Origin of the sequence: Robinsoniella sp. RHS (assembly GCF_001029355.1) — a bacterium.
Classification (GTDB): Bacteria; Bacillota; Clostridia; order Lachnospirales; family Lachnospiraceae; genus Robinsoniella; species Robinsoniella peoriensis.
Window position 1 is genome coordinate 18,756 of the sequence record NZ_JNGB01000047.1, and the last position, 20,041, is coordinate 38,796.

Here is a 20,041-nt window from a genome sequence, read left to right on the forward strand (position 1 = left end):
ATCCACTGATTTATAAATTTCTGTCTATTGCAGAATATCCATAATACGGATAAGCTATATAGGAATTTAGTTTGCTTTATATACTTCACGTAAGTATATGTGAAAAAAGAAAGGACAGTGGATATGAATAACAGATTATATTTCAAAAATGACGGGACTTTTAAAGTAATGCAGTTTACGGATATCCATTACACCAATGACGATGCCGATGATGCAAGAACGACGGCAATGATGGGCAGGCTGATTGCCCGGGAACGTCCGGACCTGTTAATTACCACCGGGGATACGGTATACGGGGAACAGAATCTTAAGTTTCTTCCAAAGGCATTGGCACCTTTTATCGAATCCGGGATTCCATGGACTTTTGTATTTGGGAATCACGATGTGGAATTTAACAGCAGCCACGAAGAATTATTTGAAGAAGTGAGAAAACTACCGGGATGCCTGGCATTTGATGGGGGAACCGGTTTGGAGGGAACCGGTAATCATATGATTGAGGTCTGCAGCAGAGAAGAAAGGCTGCGCTGGCTGGTCTGTGGTTTGGATTCCGGAGATTATAACCCAATGCCCCAGGTAGGAGATTACGCTTATCTGGGGAAAAAACAGATTAACTGGTACCAGGAAATGATGCGGGAATATGAAAAGCAGAATCCTGGCGAAGATTTTTCCGCACTTACATTTTTACACATGGCGATTCCTGAGTACCATGAATTATGGGATATGGAAGTCTGCTATGGTGAGAAAAATGAAGGTATCGGCTGTCCCCGGATCAATTCTGGATTTTTCACGGCAATGCTGGAAGAAGGGCATACCAGAGGACTATTCGCAGGCCATGACCATGCAAATGATTTCTGGGGTAAAATGTACGGAATCGTTCTGGGATACGGAAGGGCAAGCGGATACGGAGGCTATGGGAAAGAGGGCCTGAAAAGAGGGGCAAGAATATTTGTGCTGCAGGAAGATGATCTTACCGGATTTGAAACCTACGTGTGCCAGGAAGATGGAAGCGTGGTAAAAAATCCACCGCAGCATAAACCGGAGAGGGTGAGGGATGAAGGATGATAAAACTGGCTACTTTTAATATCCGATGTGATTACAATCAGGATGGCATAAATTGTTTTTCCAACCGAAAACCGTTGATTATAAAGAAAATAATCCAGGAACAGCCTCATGTTATCTGCTTTCAGGAGGTATTACCCCACGTTGCGGTGTGGCTAAAGGAAAATCTGACGGATTATTATATCATCGGGTGCGGGAGAAGCAGCTCTTTGGAAGATGAGCAGACTTCTATCGCATATCAGAAAGGGAAGTATAATCTGATCTCTATGGAAACTTTCTGGCTTTCCGAGACGCCGTCACAGCCCGGCAGCCGCTATCCCCAGCAGAGCATCTGTCCCCGGGCTTGTACGGAAGCAGTACTTCAGAATCTCCAGACTAAAGAGCTTTTCCGGATTATCAATATTCATCTGGATCATGAAGGAACCAAGGCACGGCTTCTGGGACTGAGCCAGATTTTTCAAAAGTTAAAGGCGGAAAAAGGATTCCATGATATACCGGTGATTCTGGCAGGGGATTTTAATGCTTTTCCGGATTCTGAGGAGATGCAGATTATGAAAGAATATCCAAGATTCCGTGATATGACAGAACTGGCAGGAGGAACCTTCCATGATTACGGGAACCTGTCAGAACCAGAGAAAATTGATTATATCTATGCTGAAGACAAACTGTGCAGCTGTGGCATCGAAAAGTGGATGGATTGTAGTGAAGGTGTATATTTGTCGGATCATTATCCTCTGTGTGTAGAAATGTACACTAAATAAAAAGGTTTTGTCCATTGTTGAAAATATGGAAAAAAATTTATAATAAACTCATCAAATAAAAGGAGGAGGAACAAATGCAAACTGCTGCTGCAAGAAAGCCTGTCAGGCAAAAGCCGGTCAAGGCACCGCTTGGAAAGCGGCTGCTCAAATACTGGCCCCTGTATCTGATGCTGCTGCCGTGTATTATATATTACATATTAATCTGTTACGTTCCAATGGCAGGAAGTGTTCTGGCTTTTAAAGATTATTCGTTTCGAAAAGGGATCTGGGGAAGTCCCTGGGTTGGGTTCCGCTACTTTGAATCCTTTTTCAAGAGCTATGACTGTTTCAGGCTGATTCGCAATACCTTAAGCGTTGGTGCGATTAAATGCATTCTGGAGTTTCCATTTGCAATAATACTTGCACTTCTGCTCAATGAAATCCGTAATTTAAGATTTAAAAAGATTACCCAGACAATCACCTATCTGCCGCATTTCTTATCATCGGTTATTATCGTAACCATGCTGCAGAGAATTCTGGCTCCCAATACCGGAGTATTAAATCAGATTATCACACAGATGGGCGGTGATGGAAGCACCTTCTTCCTGATGGAGGCTAAATATTTCTTCAAGATCTTATTTTCCATGGATTTATGGAGAAATATCGGATGGGATTCCATTATTTATCTGGCGGCAATCAGCAGTGTGGATCTTGCCCTGTATGAGGCGGCGGAGATGGATGGGTGCTCTAAGCTTAAGAAAATGTGGCACATTACGCTGCCAAGTATCCGGGGAACCATTGGACTGTTGTTTATTATGGGAATCGGGGGCTTGCTTTCCTCCGGATTTGAACAGATTTATTTGTTGAGAACGCCTGGCAATATGGCTTTGGCAGATACTCTGGATACCTATGTAGTTCGTGTGGGATTGCAGGGAGGTCAGTTTGGGTATGCCACGGCAATTGGTCTGATCCAGGGGATCGTAGGACTGGTAATGGTCATTATCTGTAACCGGATATGTAAAAAGACCACGGAAGTGGGACTATGGTGACAGAAATATGATAGAGAGATATAAAGTGAGCTATGAAATAGAGAGAGTTAAGAAGGAGGAATTGTTGATATGAAAAGGAAACTGGCAACAAAAATACTGGCGGTAATGATGGCAGGAACCATGGCAGCAGGGCTGCTGGCAGGCTGTGCAAAGGAAACAGGAAAGAATACGGATACCAAATCGGCGGATACAGGAGCAGAAGCAGCCGCTGACAAGCCGGATACCTGGATTGCAGACCGGACTATTAATGTGCAGGTATATGTGGATGACATTGGCTATACATTACCTGAGGACATAAACAGTACTCCGGTTATGCAGGAATTGACGAAAAGAACTGGTATTAAATTAAATATTCAGTATACACCAGGTGACAGCGATGCGAAAGTCCTGGCTTCCCAGCTGGCGGCAGGAACCATTCCGGACGTGATTGTCACTTATCTAAATGACTCCACCAGACCGGAGTTTCCGTTGCTTTTGAAAGCGGCAAAAGAAGGCATGTTTGCGGATGTATCCGGGTATATGAAAAACTCCAGGGTATATTCCAAATATTATGAAGACGATTATCTTCCTCATGATTCCCAGAAAAACATTGTATTCCGTGATGACTTTAAGGGGGCCGTGTATTTGCTGCACCTTGGAATCGATGAAATAGACCGTTCCCTGGAATACATTCCGGAAAATGAATATCTGGGCGGACCTTATATCCAGAAAAAGATTGCAGATGAACTAAAAATTGATCCAAGGGAAATACGTACCCCGGAACAATTTTATGACCTGCTTGTAAAAATTAAACAGGGCGGATTCAAAGATGATAACGGCAATGATGTATGGCCGCTTGGACCTAAATTCTGGGGAGGCTCTGTAGATGCATTGGAATTTGATATTGCAGGCCTGGACTGGGGCGTAAGCGACGGCTATAACATTGATGAAAATGGAAATGTCATGCATGAAGCAGAAACAGACCATGTATACGATAAAATCAATTATGTCAGAAAATTATTAAATGAAGGGCTGATGAATCCGGAGTTCTTTACTATGGACAGTACCCGCGCAGAGGAAGTATCCAAGACACATAATTCAGCGATTATCGGTGATGTTCATAACTATCAGGAAATTATTTACGGATCAGATGAATGGGTACCCCTTGGACCGTTAAATGACATCCAGGGCGACAACAAGAAAGTAACTCATGGAAAAACAGCAAATGGTGCCTGGGCGATATCTGCAGATGCCGAAAATCCGGAAGAGATCTTTAAATTCTTCGATTACCTGTCTACAAAAGAAGGAACACTCCTTTGCCAGTACGGGGTAGAAGGCGTTTCCTACAATATGGTGGATGGAAAGCCACAGCTGACCGATGAAGTGACCCAGAAGTTAAATGAAGGAGATACAGACTGGCTGGTAAATCAGGTTGGAGCCGGAATGGGCGGAAGCGGACTGGAATTTTTCAATTTTATATTAACCAATTTAAATCCTCTGGACAACTTTGGTGAAAGCCGTCCAGGTGCCTCATCCAGTACTACTTTTGAGCGTTCCGTTGAGGTGGCAAAAGAATACCCCAGAGTGAAAAAATTGATCGAAGGACTTGATGCAACGGCGTATCTGTCAGCAGAAGGAATGGAAGACGTTAAAGCACAGATGGATCTGTTAAACTATAAAGAAGTATTAACCCAGGCATTCTTTGCAAAGGATGACGCTGAAGTAAAATCCATCGTAGAATCTTTCCGTGCGCAGTTAAAATCAGCAGGTAATGACAAGTTTAAGGATTATCTGAAAAAGATGTATGAGGAAGATAAGACAGCAATCAATTTTTACAGCTAAATGAGGAAGCAATAGAAAGGACCGGATGCTTGCATGGGCAGAGAAAATAAACAAACTATCAAGGTGGCAAAGAAAATTAAGAAAAATCCAATGGATCGGTTTATACAGGTAATTATTTATCTGATCATCATCATCATATGTCTGTTAATCGTGCTTCCATGCCTTAACGTAGTGGCACTATCATTAAATGACGGAACCGATGCAGCCAAAGGCGGTGTATATTTCTGGCCCAGATTATTTACCCTGGACAACTACAAGGAAGTATTTGCAGATGGAAGTATCATGAAAGCATATGTAATAACCATTGCAAGAACGTTTATCGGAACAGCCGCCAGCCTGGCGGTAACATCTCTGGCAGCCTATTCCCTCCGGGAAAAGAAGCTGCCGGGAAACAAGGTCATCACCATGCTGATCACATTTACCATGCTCTTCGGAGGCGGTATGATCCCGACTTATATCCAATACAACAACCTTCATCTTCTGGATTCCTTCTGGGTGTATGTAGTACCCGGACTGGTAAGTGTTACCTATCTGCTTATGATGCGTACCTTTTTTGAATCTGTTCCGGAAAGTCTGGAAGAGTCAGCAAAACTGGATGGATGTGGATTTTTCGGGATCTATGGAAGGATTATGCTTCCCTTAAGTAAACCCGTAATTGCCGTTGTAGGATTATACACAGCCGTAAATCACTGGAATGACTGGTTTGCCGGAGCATTCTATATGAAGTCCAGTGCAATGTGGCCGGTACAGACTGTACTGCAGCAGATGCTGGCAAGAGCAATGGCAGCGCAGAAGGAAATTACATCCGTATCCCAGGCGCTGGCGCAAAATGCCAATACCGTCACATCGGATTCACTGAAGATGGCAGCGGTAGTAGTTACCACCCTGCCGATATTATGCATCTATCCCTTTGCACAGAAATATTTCGCAAAAGGTGCCATGATTGGAGCAGTGAAGGGTTGATGTCTATACACTGGAGCGTGTTTAAAATTCTGTAACATCCTGGAGGATAATATGCCATTTGATTTTCATAACAAAGACAGAATAAAGAATTTATTGGAAGAATTGGAAGAGCTGCGTTACCACAGCTTACAGGAAATACCGGAGTTTCTCTGGTATGAGGATGACGGGAAGACAGGAAACCGTACCCCCATGGGAGAACCCCGCGTGGTAAGCCCGGGATTTCGTTGGAAAGGATGGGACCGCTATAACTGGCTGTGTACCCGCATCACCATACCAGAAGCCATGAAAGCGGAAGAAGTAGTCGGGCTCTTTGACTTTGGGGCACGGGTGGGAACCGGAAATAACAACCATTTTGAAAGCTTACTGTATTTAAATGGGGAACCTTACCAGGGCGTGGATGGAAACCACAGGGAAGTCTTCTTAAGGCCAGGGAAAAACGGATGCAGCCTGGAATTGAATTTCCGTGTCTGGTCTGGGTTAAACGGCGGCGGAAGACCCCGGGAAATGGCAATGGAAATAAAGCGTGCGCAGTTTGGTATACTGGATCATACGACAGACGATTTTTACTTTCTGGCAAGGACTGCCCTGGAGGCTTACGAGCTGCTGGATGACAGCCATGAGTATAGAGAATGGATTTTAAATACACTGGTGAAAGCTTTTGGGTATGTGGACTATACCGAACCCGGCAGCGGCGAATTCTATGAGAGTATAAAAAAAGCATATGTTTATTTAAACGGACAGATGGATGGAAGGGGAAAACCGGAAGTAGAAGTGACTTTACTTGGGCACACCCATATTGACGTAGCATGGCTTTGGAGGCTGTGCCATACCAGAGAAAAGGCGGCACGTTCTTTTTCCAGTGTGAACCGTTTAATGGAAGAATATGACCAGTATACTTTTTTGCAGTCTCAGGCACAGCTTTACGAATTTATCAAAGAAGATTATCCGGACATCTATGAACAGATCAAAAAAAGGGCTGCACAGGGGAAGTGGGAACCCTCAGGCTCCATGTGGGTGGAATGCGACTGTAATCTTGCTTCCGGAGAATCCATCATCCGCCAGATCCTGGTGGGAAAGAATTTCTTTATGCAGGAATTCGGCTATGAGAATGATTTTCTGTGGCTCCCCGATGTGTTCGGATATTCCTGGGCGCTGCCCCAGATACTGAAAAAGTCCGGCGTGAACACATTTATGACTACGAAAATCAGCTGGAATGACACCAATAAACTGCCCTATGATACCTTTTTATGGAGAGGGATAGACGGGACAGAGGTTACCACACATTTCATTACCACTACAGACCAGGGAGATTCATATTATACATATAATGGTGATACCAGACCATATGCTGTCAAGGGTGTCTGGGATAATTACAGCAATAAAGATCTGAACCGGGAACTTTTAATCGCGTATGGATATGGTGATGGCGGCGGAGGTCCCAATCGTGATATGATTATGACCATGACCCAGTTGAATAAAGTACCGGGTATTCCCAAAGTCAAAACAGAAACTGCCCGCAGTTATTTCAAAAGGCTGAATCAGACCCTTTTGGAAAATCCCATGAATGGGTTCCTGCCTGTCTGGGATGGAGAGTTATATCTGGAATTTCACCGGGGAACTTATACTTCCCAGGCATATAATAAGAAAATGAACCGCAGAATGGAATATTGGTTAAGAGATACCGAACTGCTGAGTGTGCTGGCACTACAGCTTACCGGCTTACCTTATCCGTCAGAAACAATCTTAAAGGCATGGAAAATTGTTCTGTGTCACCAATTTCATGATATTCTTCCGGGTTCTTCTATTAAGGAAGTATATGAAGACAGTCATACCGAATATGAACGTGCCAAAGGGCTGTTGAAGCAGGTGAATGAAAATCTCAGCAAAGCCTTATATCAGCCGGGGGAAGGTGTGTATACGGTATTTAATAATGCAAACTGGAAGCGGAATACCTATGTCCTGATACCTGATACGGAAAAGACGGATTTCTTTATTGATGAAAATGGGAAAAAGCTGGATTCCAGATGGGAGAATGGGAGAAGTGAAGTATATTTATCGGATATAGAGCCATTTTCATTTGTATCCATTTATAAAAAAGAGGGTACAGCCGGTTCCAGACAGGAAATAGAGATCTTTGAAGCAGATACCCCGTATTATATAGTCTCCTGGAACAGACAGGGGCAGCTTACCAGAATATACGACAAGGAAGCAGCAAGAGAGGTACTCCCATCGGGAAAATGCAGCAATGTACTCCAGGTCTTTGAAGACAAGCCAAGATGTTTTGATGCATGGGAACTGGAGCCTACTATTGATTTAAAACGAGAAGAAATCACCAATTGTATCAAAATTAAAGCAGAAGAGCAGCCGGCTGGAATTTATGTCACTTTCACCTGGGCTTATCATAAATCCAGGATCAGACAGACTATGTGCCTGTACCGGAACAAAAAAAGGATCGATTTTCGCACTGAGGCAGACTGGGAAGAACGCCAGAAGCTTTTGAAAACCGCATTTCCTGTGGATATCCGGGCGGTGGATGCCAGATTCGATATTCAGGAAGGCAATATGAGAAGACCGATTACCCGCAATACCCCCTGGGAAAGTGCCAAATTTGAAGTAGTGGCGCATAAGTGGGTGGATCTGTGGGAAACAGGATATGGAATGGCAGTCTTAAATGACTGTAAATATGGACATGACATAAAAGAAGATACCATTCGCCTGACGCTGATAAAATCGGCGGTGGACCCGGATTATACAGCAGATCTGGGACATCATGAATTCACGTATTCTATTTTGCCCCATCACAGAGAATGGTACCGGGCGGAGATAGAACAAGAGGCATTCGATCTGAACAATCCATTATCTGGAAAACCCGGAAAACCGGTTATGGAACATAGTTTTATTTCGTTTGACAGAGATGCAGTTGTAGTGGATGCGGTGAAAAAGGCAGAAAACAGCGATGCCATTGTAATTCGTTTTCATGAATTTAAAGGTTCCAGAGAAACGATCAAAATGCAGAGTGCTTTTAATATCAGGCAGTGGTGTGAATGCAGCCTGATGGAAATACCGGAAGGAACATTTCAGGAAGGGCCGGTAGAAATCTTCGTTAAGCCCTACGAGATTAAAACTATTATGGTGAATTTCTAACATAAAATACATACTTGTGGCAGCAGCCGGATGGACCCGCAGGCGCGTCCGTTTGGCTGGCTGCTCACGGGAATAAATGTCGGGCGAAAATGTCTGCGGGAGGAAAATGAAAATGCAGTTTCATATTAATGCCGGCTTAGATCCAATGGGAGAAGAAAGCAGGCTGATACTCATAGGAAAAAAAGGGGAGAAACTGAATGCCCCAATCATAAACAGCAGTATACAAAAAAGACAGATCACCAGGTGGGATATTCGAGAGAACAAAGAATATCCTTTTTGCGATTTACAGAAACAATCCCGGATACTGGGGAAAAATGCCGTGGGTGATATCCGGATTTACCTGGACGGAGTGTGCAGGGAAGAGGAAAGCGCAGCAGAACTGATTCGGCTTATGGTTAAGGCAATTGTGAAAGGCGGATATTCTTTTGCAAAAGAAGGGTTAAAAAAAATTGGAAATAATAGTATATTTATTAACAGGGAATTGTTTTCAAAATATCCCAAATGCCATTATACATTTATTACGAGATTTAATCTGTGCAAAATCCTGGAGGAAGCAGTAATGGATGCTAGGTGCATCAGCCATGCCAGAAGTCTTGGGAACCTTCCGGGCAATTATTTTGGAATCCGGGAGATGGAAGGGTATGTCAGAGAACTGGCGGATTATTATCATTTAAAAGCGGAAGTGTTTGATGACAGAGCTTTGAAGGAAATGGGATGCCAGGGAATTCTTGCAGTAAATCAGGGGAGCAGCAAAGAGGCAAGACTCCTGGTACTGTATTATGAAGGAAGTGGAGAAGGGAGCCTTACTGCCCTGGTAGGAAAATCGGTTATGTTTGACAGCGGGGGCTATCATTTAAAATCCATGGGTGACATGGAGGGGATGCAGTATGATATGTGCGGTGGTGCCAATATACTGGCGGCTTTTGAAACTGCAGTGCGTAATAAAAGCAAACAGAGAATCTGCGCCATTTTACCCTGCGTGGAAAACGTGATCAGTCCGGATGCCTGTAAAATGGGAGATGTAATTACGACCATGTCAGGTAAGACGGTAGAGATCTATAACACCGATGCAGAAGGGCGCCTGATACTCTGTGATGCGCTGACTTTTGCAGCAAAAATCGGTGCAGAGAGTATCATTGATCTTGCAACGCTCACCTATTCCTGCCAGAACGCCCTTGGGAGTGAGATAGCAGGGATATTTTCCAATTGTGACGAATTTTATGGGGAATTTCAGAACCGGGCAAAAGTCTGCGGTGAAAAACTCTGGAGACTGCCTTTAGATGCGTATTTTCAACAGGAAATCAAAGATTCCCTTACGGCAGATTTGATAAACTATGCGCCTGGAAAGGGCGGGGGTGCAAGTGTAGCGGCATCTTTTCTGGAAGAATTTATCGAGGAAGGAATCCGGTGGATTCATCTGGATGTGGTAGGACCTGCTGTAAATAAGCAGGAGACGGAAAGCTTGTGTAAAGGTGCCACCGGCGTTTTTACAGATACGATTGCTTCACTATTAGATGATAAAAGGAGTGACAAATAGATGGCAGATTATATCTTCGATACGTACATAAAAAAGGATGTTCTGGAAAATTATCTTTCCAGGGCAGTGACAGCAGCGGGATTATTTGAAAGCAATACTCTGAAGGATGACTTGAGAGTCATTCGTGATCTGGGGGTGAAGTTCTTAGGCAGAGCCTCGGGAGTCTGGTATATGACAATGGACGATGAGGTACATTTTGAAAAAAGCAGGATTCTGGCGGAAAAAGTCCATGCATTAGATGAGGAGATCATATTGCAGGCTTGTATATTCGAGATAATTGTAGAAAAAATCAATGAGATTCCCATTCCAGAATATGTTTTTGAAGCATTTGGCGAGAAACCGGAAAAAAGAAATTTTTGTCTGGAAAAGACCTTGTTTCCACAGAAACCGCCGGGGTTTATACATATAAGCCGTGAAAAAGAAAAAAACGGTGGGATACCCGACCTGAACCGTCTGGAGGCGAGAATGTGGTTTTATTACAGGGCCTGCCGTTATATTGACTGTGGATACGAAGCGCTCCATATGGGGCAGGTTCACTTGTATACCGCCAATGACAAAGGTTTTCTAAAAACAGAAGAGCTGTTTCAACTGATCAGGGATTATGCGAAAAAACATGCCCGCCGGCATAAAGTACTTCTGGATGCCCATACACATGGTATTAATATCAGTGGAAGATTGTTGTTTGATTATCATGCCATGCCATTTACGGGTGTTCCGCTGCTTGCGCATCCGGGGCATAAGCAGGTGCTGGTAAAAGAAGGGTTTAGCGAAGGAGGCAGCAATCCCAATGGATGGAGTGCCCAGGCAATGCCCTATCTTATGGAGTATGACAACTGGGGCGGGAAAGTGATAGAGCGGTTTGATGAGTTTACCAGAGAAGAGCTGGCAAGGAAAGACTGGTGGGGATATGACCAGATCGGATGGTTTGCTAACCAGGATGCAGCAACCCGTAATCATTTTCTGGAGTATACTTATTACTGGACAGAAATACAGAATCCAAATGCCTATTTTGAAATTCCGTTTCGAAGAATGCTCAGTGATGCAGCTCTCATGATGGAGAAAGAAGATGGAACAAAAGAGATTCAGGAGTTCTACCAGATCAACCAAAAAAGTAAAGACTGCCCCATGGGATTTTCCCAGGAAGAAGCTTTGCAAAGACTCTGGAAAATGAATCACAGCCTCCGTGAAAAAGCAGCCAATCCCGGAAATCTGATGGATTATGGAGCAAGAGACGTCTATGATAAAGAAACCGGTGTGAAACTTCCGGAAAAAGTAGTGGTTTATGGAAGCTTTCAACCTTCGGCGGGAGCCGTGGAAAATGATTCCAACAGTGAAGTGACCCGTATGTATTATCTGGGTGAGGGTATGTATACGCTGACAGTAGTGATTCCCTATGCGGGAACATATGATTATGCAATATCCACTTATGGCACGCTGTCTGCAACATACTGTTACGACAGCTATCCAAGAAGCGGTTCATCAAATAAGGCAAGCCTTGTTACATACAGGGATAACGCCGTTGTGCGATTTACTTACCGGTTTACTAACAATAAAGTTTGTGCAGAAATCATAGAACCTGATTAAAATTGATATTAATTATTTTCAGTGAAAGGTAGATAACAACATGATCAAATATGAATTTAAATTTATAAGTTCCCTTACCAAAGTATTTCCAGGAATAGAACCGGAAGATGACTTAAAGGGAATAGCGTTATCCGGCTTCCTGGGAGAAACCATCTCCCTTCAATGTGCATATCGGGCAGAGACTTCGTATACCCGGTATGGGGCGGTAAAGGTGAAAGGGAGCTTAAAGGATGCGGTACGGATACGGGAAGTGAAGCTGATGCCTTCTATCCTGCCCTGCAACGGAGACTGCGATGAGCATTATCTCTCCAAAGAACCCGGACTTTATCCGGATTTATTAAGAGATATTTCGCTTGAAAAGATTCCATTTATTCCCCGCCAGTGGCACACATTGTGGATTGATATGGAAGCAAAAGAGGGAATGGAGGGATTACAGGATCTGATCTTGCAGTTTTATGATGAAGATAATTTACTGGTCGGTGAGGTGCATACAGAGATCTGCATCTATCCGGTTAATCTAAGCCCCCAGACCTGTTTTCATACAGAGTGGTTTCATTGTGACTGTCTTGCTGACTATTACCAGGCAGAGCCCTGGTCTGCGCGGCACTGGCAGATATTAAAGAATTTTATCACTCTATATGTAAAACGCGGCATTAATATGATTTTAGCGCCCACATTTACTCCTCCTTTGGATACCGTTATAGGCGGAGAACGCACCACGGTGCAGCTGGTGGATGTGAGTGTTTCGGATAAAAAATATATCTTTTCCTTTGAAAAACTTTATACCTATTTTCAAATGTGTATGGATTGCGGTGTGAAATATTTTGAAATCGCCCATCTTTTTACACAATGGGGGGCAAAAAGTGCACCCAAAGTGATGGCAGTAAAAGATGGTGTTATGGAACAGATATTTGGATGGGAGACGGATAGTCAAAGCTCTGAATACCAGGAATTTCTGGCACAATATCTGGATGCGCTGGTTCAAAAACTGGATGAATGGGATTTAAGAGGACGGGTATTTTTCCACTTATCGGATGAGCCGGAGGAAAAAGACCTGGAAATGTACCGGAAAGTAAGGGAATCCGTATCCGGCCATCTAAAGGGATACCCCATTATGGATGCAGTTTCCAGATATACTTTTTATGAAAGCGGAATCGTGGATAAACCGGTTCCGGGAATTGATCATCTGAATCCTTTTTTAGAACATCAGGTACAGGGACTTTGGACCTATTATTGCGGGGCCCAGGGAAAAGATGTTACAAATCGTTTCTTCGCCATGCCTTCGGGAAGAACACGGATTCTGGGAGTACAGATGTATCAGTACCGCCTGGAGGGATTTCTGCACTGGGGATTTAATTTCTACAATTCGCAATATTCCCTGTCCCACATTAATCCTTATGAGGTCACGGATGCAGGGGCAGCATTTCCTTCCGGAGATGCCTTCCTGGTATATCCGGGAGAGGACGGCTGCCCGGAAGAATCCATACGCCTGATGGTATTATCCGAAGCCATGCAGGATATCCGTGCATTTCAGATGCTGGAAGAACTTACGTCAAGAGAGTATGTATTAGAACTGATCAGACAGACGGCACAGATGCCGGTAACCCTTGTTTCCTATCCGTACAGCAGTCAGTTTTTTCAGAAGCTCAGAGAAAAGGTAAACAGGGAGATCGCGAAAAGGCATTAGAGCGTATTTTAAATCACGCTCTAAGACCTTTCTGAATACCCGGATAAATATAGACACAGCAGCTTATGACAGCAAGAAGGGCAGACAGATGAAAAGTAAAAAAATTTACAGTTATTCCATATTTAAACAGCTGGTTTCTTTCACTATCGTGATCAGCGTAGTACCGATCATATTAATCACCGGCTTTCTGTTTCAGAAAATAGAGCGGCTGATCGTAGGGGATCTGGTTAATTCACACGAACAAATTACAGCACAGTATATGAAAAATATTGAAGAAAAAATGCTGCAATACCAGAACAGCCTGGATTTTATCGCGAATAATACCATAATACTGGACACCCTCACAAATTCATCGGTGGAAAAGAGCCCATACAAGAAGGGACAGGAAATCAGCACAGAGGTAACGAAATCGCTGCTGCTGGACCGTCCCAGTGAGATACGAAACTGTATGATTTATTCCAAAATCGCTGAGAACCCTGTGTATGGCAACAAAGCTACCATGATAGAAGCAGCAAAAAAAGAGTCCTGGTACCGTAATAAAAAAGCTCTGAATGAAGGCTGGTTTACTTACCTGTCTGCTGGAAAAGGTCAGACGATCTTGTCCATTCTGCGGGAAATAGAAAAGATAGACCTGCTTAATTACACAAAAAAAGATATTGGAATCGTAAAACTTGATATATTTATGGAACGTCTGTTTTCCCCCGGTAAGAACTGGGAAAATGATAAAAGTAATTTTGATGTTATCGTATATGGTGCAGACGGCAAAGCCCTCTATGATTCAGACCAGAATAAAGGGGAAGTTCTCTCGGAATTTTTAAAGCGTCAGGCAGATGGAGAACAGTATCATAACGGCAAAATCCATACCATATCAGACTATGTGGTAGCCAGTACCTCATTAGAAGAATATGGAATGAACATTCTGTTCTTATTTGCAAACAGTGAACTTATGGAGAAAAAAGGAGAGATACAGCTTCTGGTGATCCCCCTTTTACTGCTGGTTATCCTGGCAATATTATTTTTTTCATACTTATTCACATACCGTTTTTCTGCAAGGGTTGGGGCGCTGGTACAAAAAATTAAAGTTGCGGAGACCGGTGACCTTACCATTACAGAGCCCATCGCCGGTAGTGATGAAATCGCTTATCTGGACAAACAATTCAGCCATATGCTGAAAAAACTGGAAAAGCTGATTCGAAAAAACTATATACAGCAGTTGGAAAATAAAGAAACACAGCTGCGTAATCTGCAGCTTCAGATAAATCCGCATTTTCTATACAATACACTGGAGACGATCAGCTCAATCGCTGCAGTCAATCAGGCATTTGTGGTATGTGATATGTGTGAGAAGCTGGGCGAAATCTTCCGTTACAGTCTGGGTAAAAATTACGGAGAATTTGTAACAATTGCCCAGGAACTGCATCATACACAGAATTATATATTTATTCAGAAAATACGTTATAACGAACGCTTTGAAGTCTTTTATAATGTGGAGGCAGATGTGGATCGTTACATGATTCTGCGGTTTATTTTACAGCCGATTGTAGAGAATGCGATTGTACATGGGCTGGGGAATCTGACATCAAAAGGGACCCTTGAGATCTCGATACGCAGGGAAAAGGAGGCATTGCTCATCGTTATTGAAGATGACGGAGTTGGGATGGATGAAGAACGGGTACGGGATTTAAATGCTTTTATCAATGAGCCGAAAGAGGTACAGGATAATAAAAAAAGCATTGGGATCCGAAATGTAAATCAGAGGATACAATTATCGTGTGGGAATGAATATGGGATATCCATTGATAGCATGCCATATCAGGGAAGCCGGTTTTGCATTCGGCTGCCATTAATACAAAGGGGAGGAGATATGTAATGAACTACCGACTATTGATTATCGATGACGAAGAGCTAATCAGAAAAGGTTTTCTTGCCAGATTAAAGTATTTAAACCTGGAATTTGAGGAAATTCTGGAAGCTTCATCCGGGCAGGAGGCCCTGACGATTCTTCAGGAAAAAAGTGTGGAAATCGTAGTGACAGATATCCATATGCCGGATATGGACGGGCTGACATTTATAGAAAAAGCAAAGCCGCTGTATCCCCATATGAAATTTATCATCTTAAGCGGTTATGCGGAGTTCGCCTATGCGGAACAGGCAATTTCCCTGGGGGCAAAAGCTTATCTTCTAAAGCCGTTGTCCAATGATGAACTGAAAAAGGTTATGGAAAAAACCATACAATCACTGCAGGAAGATGAGATGATACGCAATACCATATCCAGCCAGACCAAACTGCAAAAAGAGAAAGAGCAGTATACACTGGAAAAAGGCATACATGCGCTGGTCAGCAAACAGGTGATGGAGACTGAAGAGAAAGGGCTCCTTTATGAAATGCTAAAAAGTGACCATCCCCGTTTTTTCAGCTCGGGCTGTTTGCATTTTCTTGGAATTATAAATATTGACGGGAGAAGCTATTCCGGCAGCAAATTTGGGCATGAAGATATTGAATTAATCCGGTTCTCCATCAGAAATGTATTCTCCGAAATCGTTTCCGCCTGTGACAAAGTAATGGTGGATAACCTGTCAAATTATAATCAGCTCTTTGCAGTATTTTCGTTAGAAAGAGAAAAGCTTTTGCGAAATGAAATAGAGCAGATTTTCCTGAAACTGCAAAATATTTTTGAAAAGCAGATGGATATTTTTCTGACCATGGGCTTAAGCAAAAGTACGCTGCATTTATCTGCAGCCAGTAAAAACGAAGCGATGGAGGCATTAAAGCAAAGGCTTGTCTATGGAACCTCTAACATTTATTTCTATGAAGATGCCAGGATATTCAGTGCAGAACAATTTCCTACGGCTGCATTAAATATGCTGTATCACTATATCGAAAGGCATGATATTGGTAATATCCAGACCCTGATTCACGAAATATTTTCGGAAGAAAAACTATTCAAATATAACGTGACTTACATCCGGGTCATGTGGGTGAGGATCTTAAATATGGTTCTGCGTAACTTCAATTCAAAAGGCATCCATAATCCCAAAAGCATGGAAAAGCTTCTTTCCAGTTTCAGCATATTGGATGAGCTTCACAGCGTGGAAGAAATGGAGGGCTATCTCATCAATGTGGTAATGGAATGCATGCAGAACGAAGGCGCTGTAGATACCAATGCCAGGAATAAAATCATGCTGGCAATTCAGTATATACAGGAAAATTATAATGAGAATATAGCTATAAATGAACTGGCGGAACGATATGGGATGAGCCCCAATTATTTTTCCTCCGTATTTAAGAAAGAGCTAAAGCAGTCAACCGTAAATTATATTACGGAATTTAGAATCAAAAAGGCAAGGGAATATCTGGTGGAAACAGATAAAAGCGTTGTAGAAATCGCAAAGAAAGTGGGGTATGAGGACAGTCAGTATTTTTTCCGGGTGTTTAAAAAGTCCACAGGGCTAACGCCTCTGCAATACCGGCAGCAGAACAGGTAAAAATGATGTATCAGGGAGGAATTACATTGCATAAATATAAGAAAATAGCAGATGTGCGAATGACAACCATGTTGTTTGTATTATGCTGGATTGCCTATTTTACGTCCTATCTGGGGAGGCTCAACTATTCCTCAGCCATGACGGTCATGATCAAAGAAGCAGTACTTTCAAAATCCCAGGCAGGATTTATCAGTATGACTTACTTCTTTGCATATGGAATCGGGCAGCTGTTAAACGGATTCCTGGGGGACAAAGTAAATCCCAGAAAAATGATTTTTTTAGGGTTGTCAATTTCGGGGGTAGCAAATCTTGTTATGGGATGTTTTGCTGATTTTGGTATCATGGGGCTAGTCTGGTGTATAAATGGTTATGCCCAGTCTATGATATGGCCTCCCATTATCCGCATTTTTGCAGAAATGTTAGAAGAAAAAACGAAACTCCGTTTTTGTATTAACATTATATCCACGCAAGCACTGGGAACGCTGGCGTCCTATCTGCTGTCTGCTGCCGTAATTTACCTGAATGGCTGGCATGGGGTGTTTTTTGCAGCAGCAGCATTGCTTATAGCAGCGGCACTTTTATGGGATATTAAATTTCGAAAAATAGAAAAGTTTTCCAGGGAATTTGGTGTGGACGTTGAGAAAGAAGATAATAATCGGAATAATATACAAAGGCCGCAGGTTGCCTTTCACAGGATTTTGGCAGGAAGCGGAATTCTTGTCATTCTGATTCCGGTAATTGTACATGGGGTTTTAAAAGACGGTGTAACCTCCTGGGTTCCTACTTATATCAGCGAAACCTTTCTGACATCCCCGGCACTTTCAATTCTGGTGACAACCATTCTGCCTGTTATTAATCTGACAGGTGCTTATGCGGCTCAGTATCTGTACCGAAAATGGAAAAAGCAGGAGACAAAGACAGCAGCATGCTTCTTCATGGCAGCAACGGTATCACTGCTTTGTCTGTGGCTCTTTGGCAGTAAGTCATTGATGCTTACCGTTATTTTATTATCCGTCATTACAGCATCTATGATGGCTGTAAATACGGTCTTCGTAAATCTTCTTCCTTTAAGGTTTGAAAAAGCAGGAAGGGTCTCAACCGTATCCGGTTTCCTGAATTCCATGGCATATCTGGGCTGTGCCATTTCTACATTTACAATCGGGATTCTGGTACAGCAAACAGGCTGGGACAATACAATTTTAAGCTGGCTTGGAATCACCTTCTTAGCACTGATAATGTGTATGCTGTTTCGCAATAAAAAGATTGCCAGTGAATAACGGAAAAAAGGGACATGCTTTGACGCATGCCCCTTTTGTGATTAATATTAATTTATATTATTTCGTGATAACAGTACCCGTCTTACCAAGATAAGCATCACAGGCATGTTCCATATTTGTAATAATTGCCTTGCGGTCATTGCCGGATGCAACAAAATCAATGGATGCCCGGATTTTAGGAAGCATGGCAGCCTCACCGAATTCATGATGGTCAATGTGTTCCTGTGCTTCTGCAGAACTAATCCGGTGGAGTTCCTTCGGTGCATCGGATTTATAATCAATGCAGACATATTCTTCGTTTGTTAAGATGATCAATGCGTCAGCGTCAATCAGTTCAGCTAATTTTCCGGCTGCATAATCTTTTTCGATAATTGCGCTGGCACCTTTGAGCTCACTGCCCTGTTCCAGTACCGGAATACCGCCGCCGCCGCATGCGATTACGATCTGGCCGGCATTTACAAGGGCTTTAATGGCATCGATTTCAATAATATCCTTAGGTCTTGGAGCCGCAACAATTCTGCGGAAACCCTTGCCGGGTTCTTCGATAACATAGTTGCCCTTCTTTTCTTCTTCTTCTGCTTCTTCCGCAGTAAGATAACGTCCGATTACCTTAACGGGATTATAAAAAGCATCGTCATAAGGATCCACCAGAACCTGGGTGAGAATCGTGCTTACCGTATTGAAAATACCGCGTTTAATTAACTCTGCACGGATTGCATTCTGTAAATCATATCCAATATATCCCTGGCTCATGGCAGAGCATACGGACATAGGAGCCTGTGTATAATCCTCATGAACCTTCCCGAATTCATTCATGGCTGTATGGATCATCCCTACCTGGGGAGCATTACTGTGAGAAATTACCAGCTGGCATCCTTCTTCTATTAAATCAGCAAGGATCTTGGCAGAATTTTTAACTGCAACCTTTTGATCCGGAAATGTAGTGCCAAGCGCTTTATGGCCAAGTGCAATAACAACCTTTTTCTTCATAATTCAGTTACCTCTTTCAATCTGTATTCTTTGTTTCACTCCGTAAACTTATATTCTATTATATAGTTAGGGGAGGGAAAAAGCAATATTTTTCAAAAGAAGGTTGGGATAAACTTTTACGGTGCAGTGGTATTGGAATGGGTTATATCAACAAGACCTGTTCTTTTTCTGTGTAAGATATAAAATATAAAATATTAGAATAGTTTAAAATTATCAGATAATTAACACAAAAACAAAACATAAAAAATTAATATAAAAAAATATAAAAAAGAGGTTGACAAATTGGACTATGGGGAATATAATCCCGTTTTCGACACTTACAAGAAGACGAAAAGCCGATACACCTTATAAATACTGAGGTTATCGGCTTATACTGATTATGAAATTGTTGTATGTAAACGTTACTTTAAAATTTTTTTAATTGTTCCATTCAGTTCCTTTGGTTTATAATGCAGCCTGTCCAAGTTTAGCGATGTTAGTTGGGTTAGGGCATCTAGTGCCTTGCTACCATTATAGAGAGCCATATATTCGACGTCGTGAATATTCGTCACATTCATATTTTTCAAGGTATTAATTAAGTTTTCTGTCGTCACATGTGTATGCTGGTCATCAAGTTTGGCTTCCAGTAAACGGTACACAAGCAGCGCAGTATAGCAGATCATGAAGTGAGCTCTAATGCGATTTGGCAGACGGTGGTTTACAGG

At 42.6% G+C, this 20,041-nt stretch carries 13 protein-coding genes and 1 pseudogene; 12 read left to right on the forward strand and 2 right to left on the reverse strand.

The window, feature by feature from the left end:
• Positions 1 to 123 precede the first annotated feature (123 nt).
• The 12 genes from RHS_RS18260 to RHS_RS18315 all read left to right on the forward strand — a co-directional run bounded on the left by RHS_RS18260 (position 124) and on the right by RHS_RS18315 (position 18,347).
• Positions 124 to 1,062, forward strand: a complete 939-nt coding sequence (locus RHS_RS18260) for a metallophosphoesterase family protein (RefSeq protein ID WP_044293422.1) — start codon at positions 124 to 126, stop codon at positions 1,060 to 1,062.
• Positions 1,059 to 1,820 carry an endonuclease/exonuclease/phosphatase family protein gene (locus RHS_RS18265; RefSeq protein WP_044292890.1) on the forward strand — a complete coding sequence of 254 codons (762 nt, stop codon included), beginning with the start codon at positions 1,059 to 1,061 and terminating at the stop codon, positions 1,818 to 1,820. Before RHS_RS18260 ends, RHS_RS18265 begins: the two co-directional genes overlap by 4 nt.
• A 74-nt stretch (positions 1,821 to 1,894) precedes the next feature.
• On the forward strand, positions 1,895 to 2,848 hold the full coding sequence (locus RHS_RS18270; RefSeq protein ID WP_027293806.1) for a sugar ABC transporter permease: 954 nt from the start codon (positions 1,895 to 1,897) through the stop codon (positions 2,846 to 2,848).
• A gap of 69 nt (positions 2,849 to 2,917) precedes the next feature.
• A complete protein-coding gene (locus tag RHS_RS18275; protein ID WP_027293807.1) occupies positions 2,918 to 4,669 on the forward strand; it encodes an extracellular solute-binding protein in 1,752 nt (583 codons plus the stop codon).
• Positions 4,670 to 4,702: 33 nt separating this feature from the next.
• Positions 4,703 to 5,632, forward strand: a complete 930-nt coding sequence (locus tag RHS_RS18280) for a carbohydrate ABC transporter permease (RefSeq protein WP_081820230.1) — start codon at positions 4,703 to 4,705, stop codon at positions 5,630 to 5,632.
• Between the two features lie 51 nt (positions 5,633 to 5,683).
• Entirely contained in the window at positions 5,684 to 8,776 is a 3,093-nt protein-coding gene (locus tag RHS_RS18285) for a glycoside hydrolase family 38 C-terminal domain-containing protein (protein ID WP_047833988.1), read from the forward strand.
• A 112-nt stretch (positions 8,777 to 8,888) separates the two neighbouring features.
• The gene (locus tag RHS_RS18290) at positions 8,889 to 10,313 is read left to right on the forward strand and encodes a M17 family metallopeptidase (RefSeq protein WP_395022900.1); all 1,425 of its coding nucleotides are present in this window, start codon (positions 8,889 to 8,891) and stop codon (positions 10,311 to 10,313) included.
• Positions 10,314 to 11,897: a hypothetical protein gene (locus tag RHS_RS18295; RefSeq protein WP_047833989.1), complete on the forward strand. Its 1,584-nt coding sequence runs from the start codon at positions 10,314 to 10,316 to the stop codon at positions 11,895 to 11,897.
• A 40-nt stretch (positions 11,898 to 11,937) separates the two neighbouring features.
• Entirely contained in the window at positions 11,938 to 13,584 is a 1,647-nt protein-coding gene (locus RHS_RS18300) for a DUF4091 domain-containing protein (RefSeq protein ID WP_047833990.1), read from the forward strand.
• An 88-nt stretch (positions 13,585 to 13,672) separates the two neighbouring features.
• A complete protein-coding gene (locus RHS_RS18305) occupies positions 13,673 to 15,454 on the forward strand; it encodes a sensor histidine kinase (RefSeq protein ID WP_047833991.1) in 1,782 nt (593 codons plus the stop codon).
• Entirely contained in the window at positions 15,454 to 17,070 is a 1,617-nt protein-coding gene (locus RHS_RS18310; protein ID WP_047833992.1) for a response regulator, read from the forward strand. The genes RHS_RS18305 and RHS_RS18310 overlap by 1 nt, the downstream gene beginning before the upstream one ends.
• Positions 17,071 to 17,096: 26 nt before the next feature.
• Positions 17,097 to 18,347, forward strand: a complete 1,251-nt coding sequence (locus tag RHS_RS18315; protein ID WP_395022905.1) for an MFS transporter — start codon at positions 17,097 to 17,099, stop codon at positions 18,345 to 18,347.
• A gap of 57 nt (positions 18,348 to 18,404) precedes the next feature.
• Here the strand turns inward: RHS_RS18315 and arcC are convergent, their stop codons facing one another.
• Both arcC and RHS_RS18325 read right to left on the reverse strand, forming a co-directional pair.
• Positions 18,405 to 19,337, reverse strand: a complete 933-nt coding sequence (arcC, locus tag RHS_RS18320) for a carbamate kinase (RefSeq protein ID WP_047833993.1) — start codon at positions 19,335 to 19,337, stop codon at positions 18,405 to 18,407.
• A gap of 401 nt (positions 19,338 to 19,738) precedes the next feature.
• Positions 19,739 to 20,041, reverse strand: a pseudogene (locus RHS_RS18325) (transposase); the annotation flags it as partial.

What these genes read in the sequence shown, in the direction of transcription:
- RHS_RS18260 (WP_044293422.1), top strand. Translation starts at nt 124, where the DNA reads ATGAATAACAGATTATATTTCAAAAATGACGGGACTTTTAAAGTAATG.
- RHS_RS18265 (WP_044292890.1), top strand. Translation starts at nt 1,059, where the DNA reads ATGATAAAACTGGCTACTTTTAATATCCGATGTGATTACAATCAGGAT.
- RHS_RS18270 (WP_027293806.1), top strand. Translation starts at nt 1,895, where the DNA reads ATGCAAACTGCTGCTGCAAGAAAGCCTGTCAGGCAAAAGCCGGTCAAG.
- RHS_RS18275 (WP_027293807.1), top strand. Translation starts at nt 2,918, where the DNA reads ATGAAAAGGAAACTGGCAACAAAAATACTGGCGGTAATGATGGCAGGA.
- RHS_RS18280 (WP_081820230.1), top strand. Translation starts at nt 4,703, where the DNA reads ATGGGCAGAGAAAATAAACAAACTATCAAGGTGGCAAAGAAAATTAAG.
- RHS_RS18285 (WP_047833988.1), top strand. Translation starts at nt 5,684, where the DNA reads ATGCCATTTGATTTTCATAACAAAGACAGAATAAAGAATTTATTGGAA.
- RHS_RS18290 (WP_395022900.1), top strand. Translation starts at nt 8,889, where the DNA reads ATGCAGTTTCATATTAATGCCGGCTTAGATCCAATGGGAGAAGAAAGC.
- RHS_RS18295 (WP_047833989.1), top strand. Translation starts at nt 10,314, where the DNA reads ATGGCAGATTATATCTTCGATACGTACATAAAAAAGGATGTTCTGGAA.
- RHS_RS18300 (WP_047833990.1), top strand. Translation starts at nt 11,938, where the DNA reads ATGATCAAATATGAATTTAAATTTATAAGTTCCCTTACCAAAGTATTT.
- RHS_RS18305 (WP_047833991.1), top strand. Translation starts at nt 13,673, where the DNA reads ATGAAAAGTAAAAAAATTTACAGTTATTCCATATTTAAACAGCTGGTT.
- RHS_RS18310 (WP_047833992.1), top strand. Translation starts at nt 15,454, where the DNA reads ATGAACTACCGACTATTGATTATCGATGACGAAGAGCTAATCAGAAAA.
- arcC (WP_047833993.1), bottom strand. Translation starts at nt 19,337, where the DNA reads ATGAAGAAAAAGGTTGTTATTGCACTTGGCCATAAAGCGCTTGGCACT.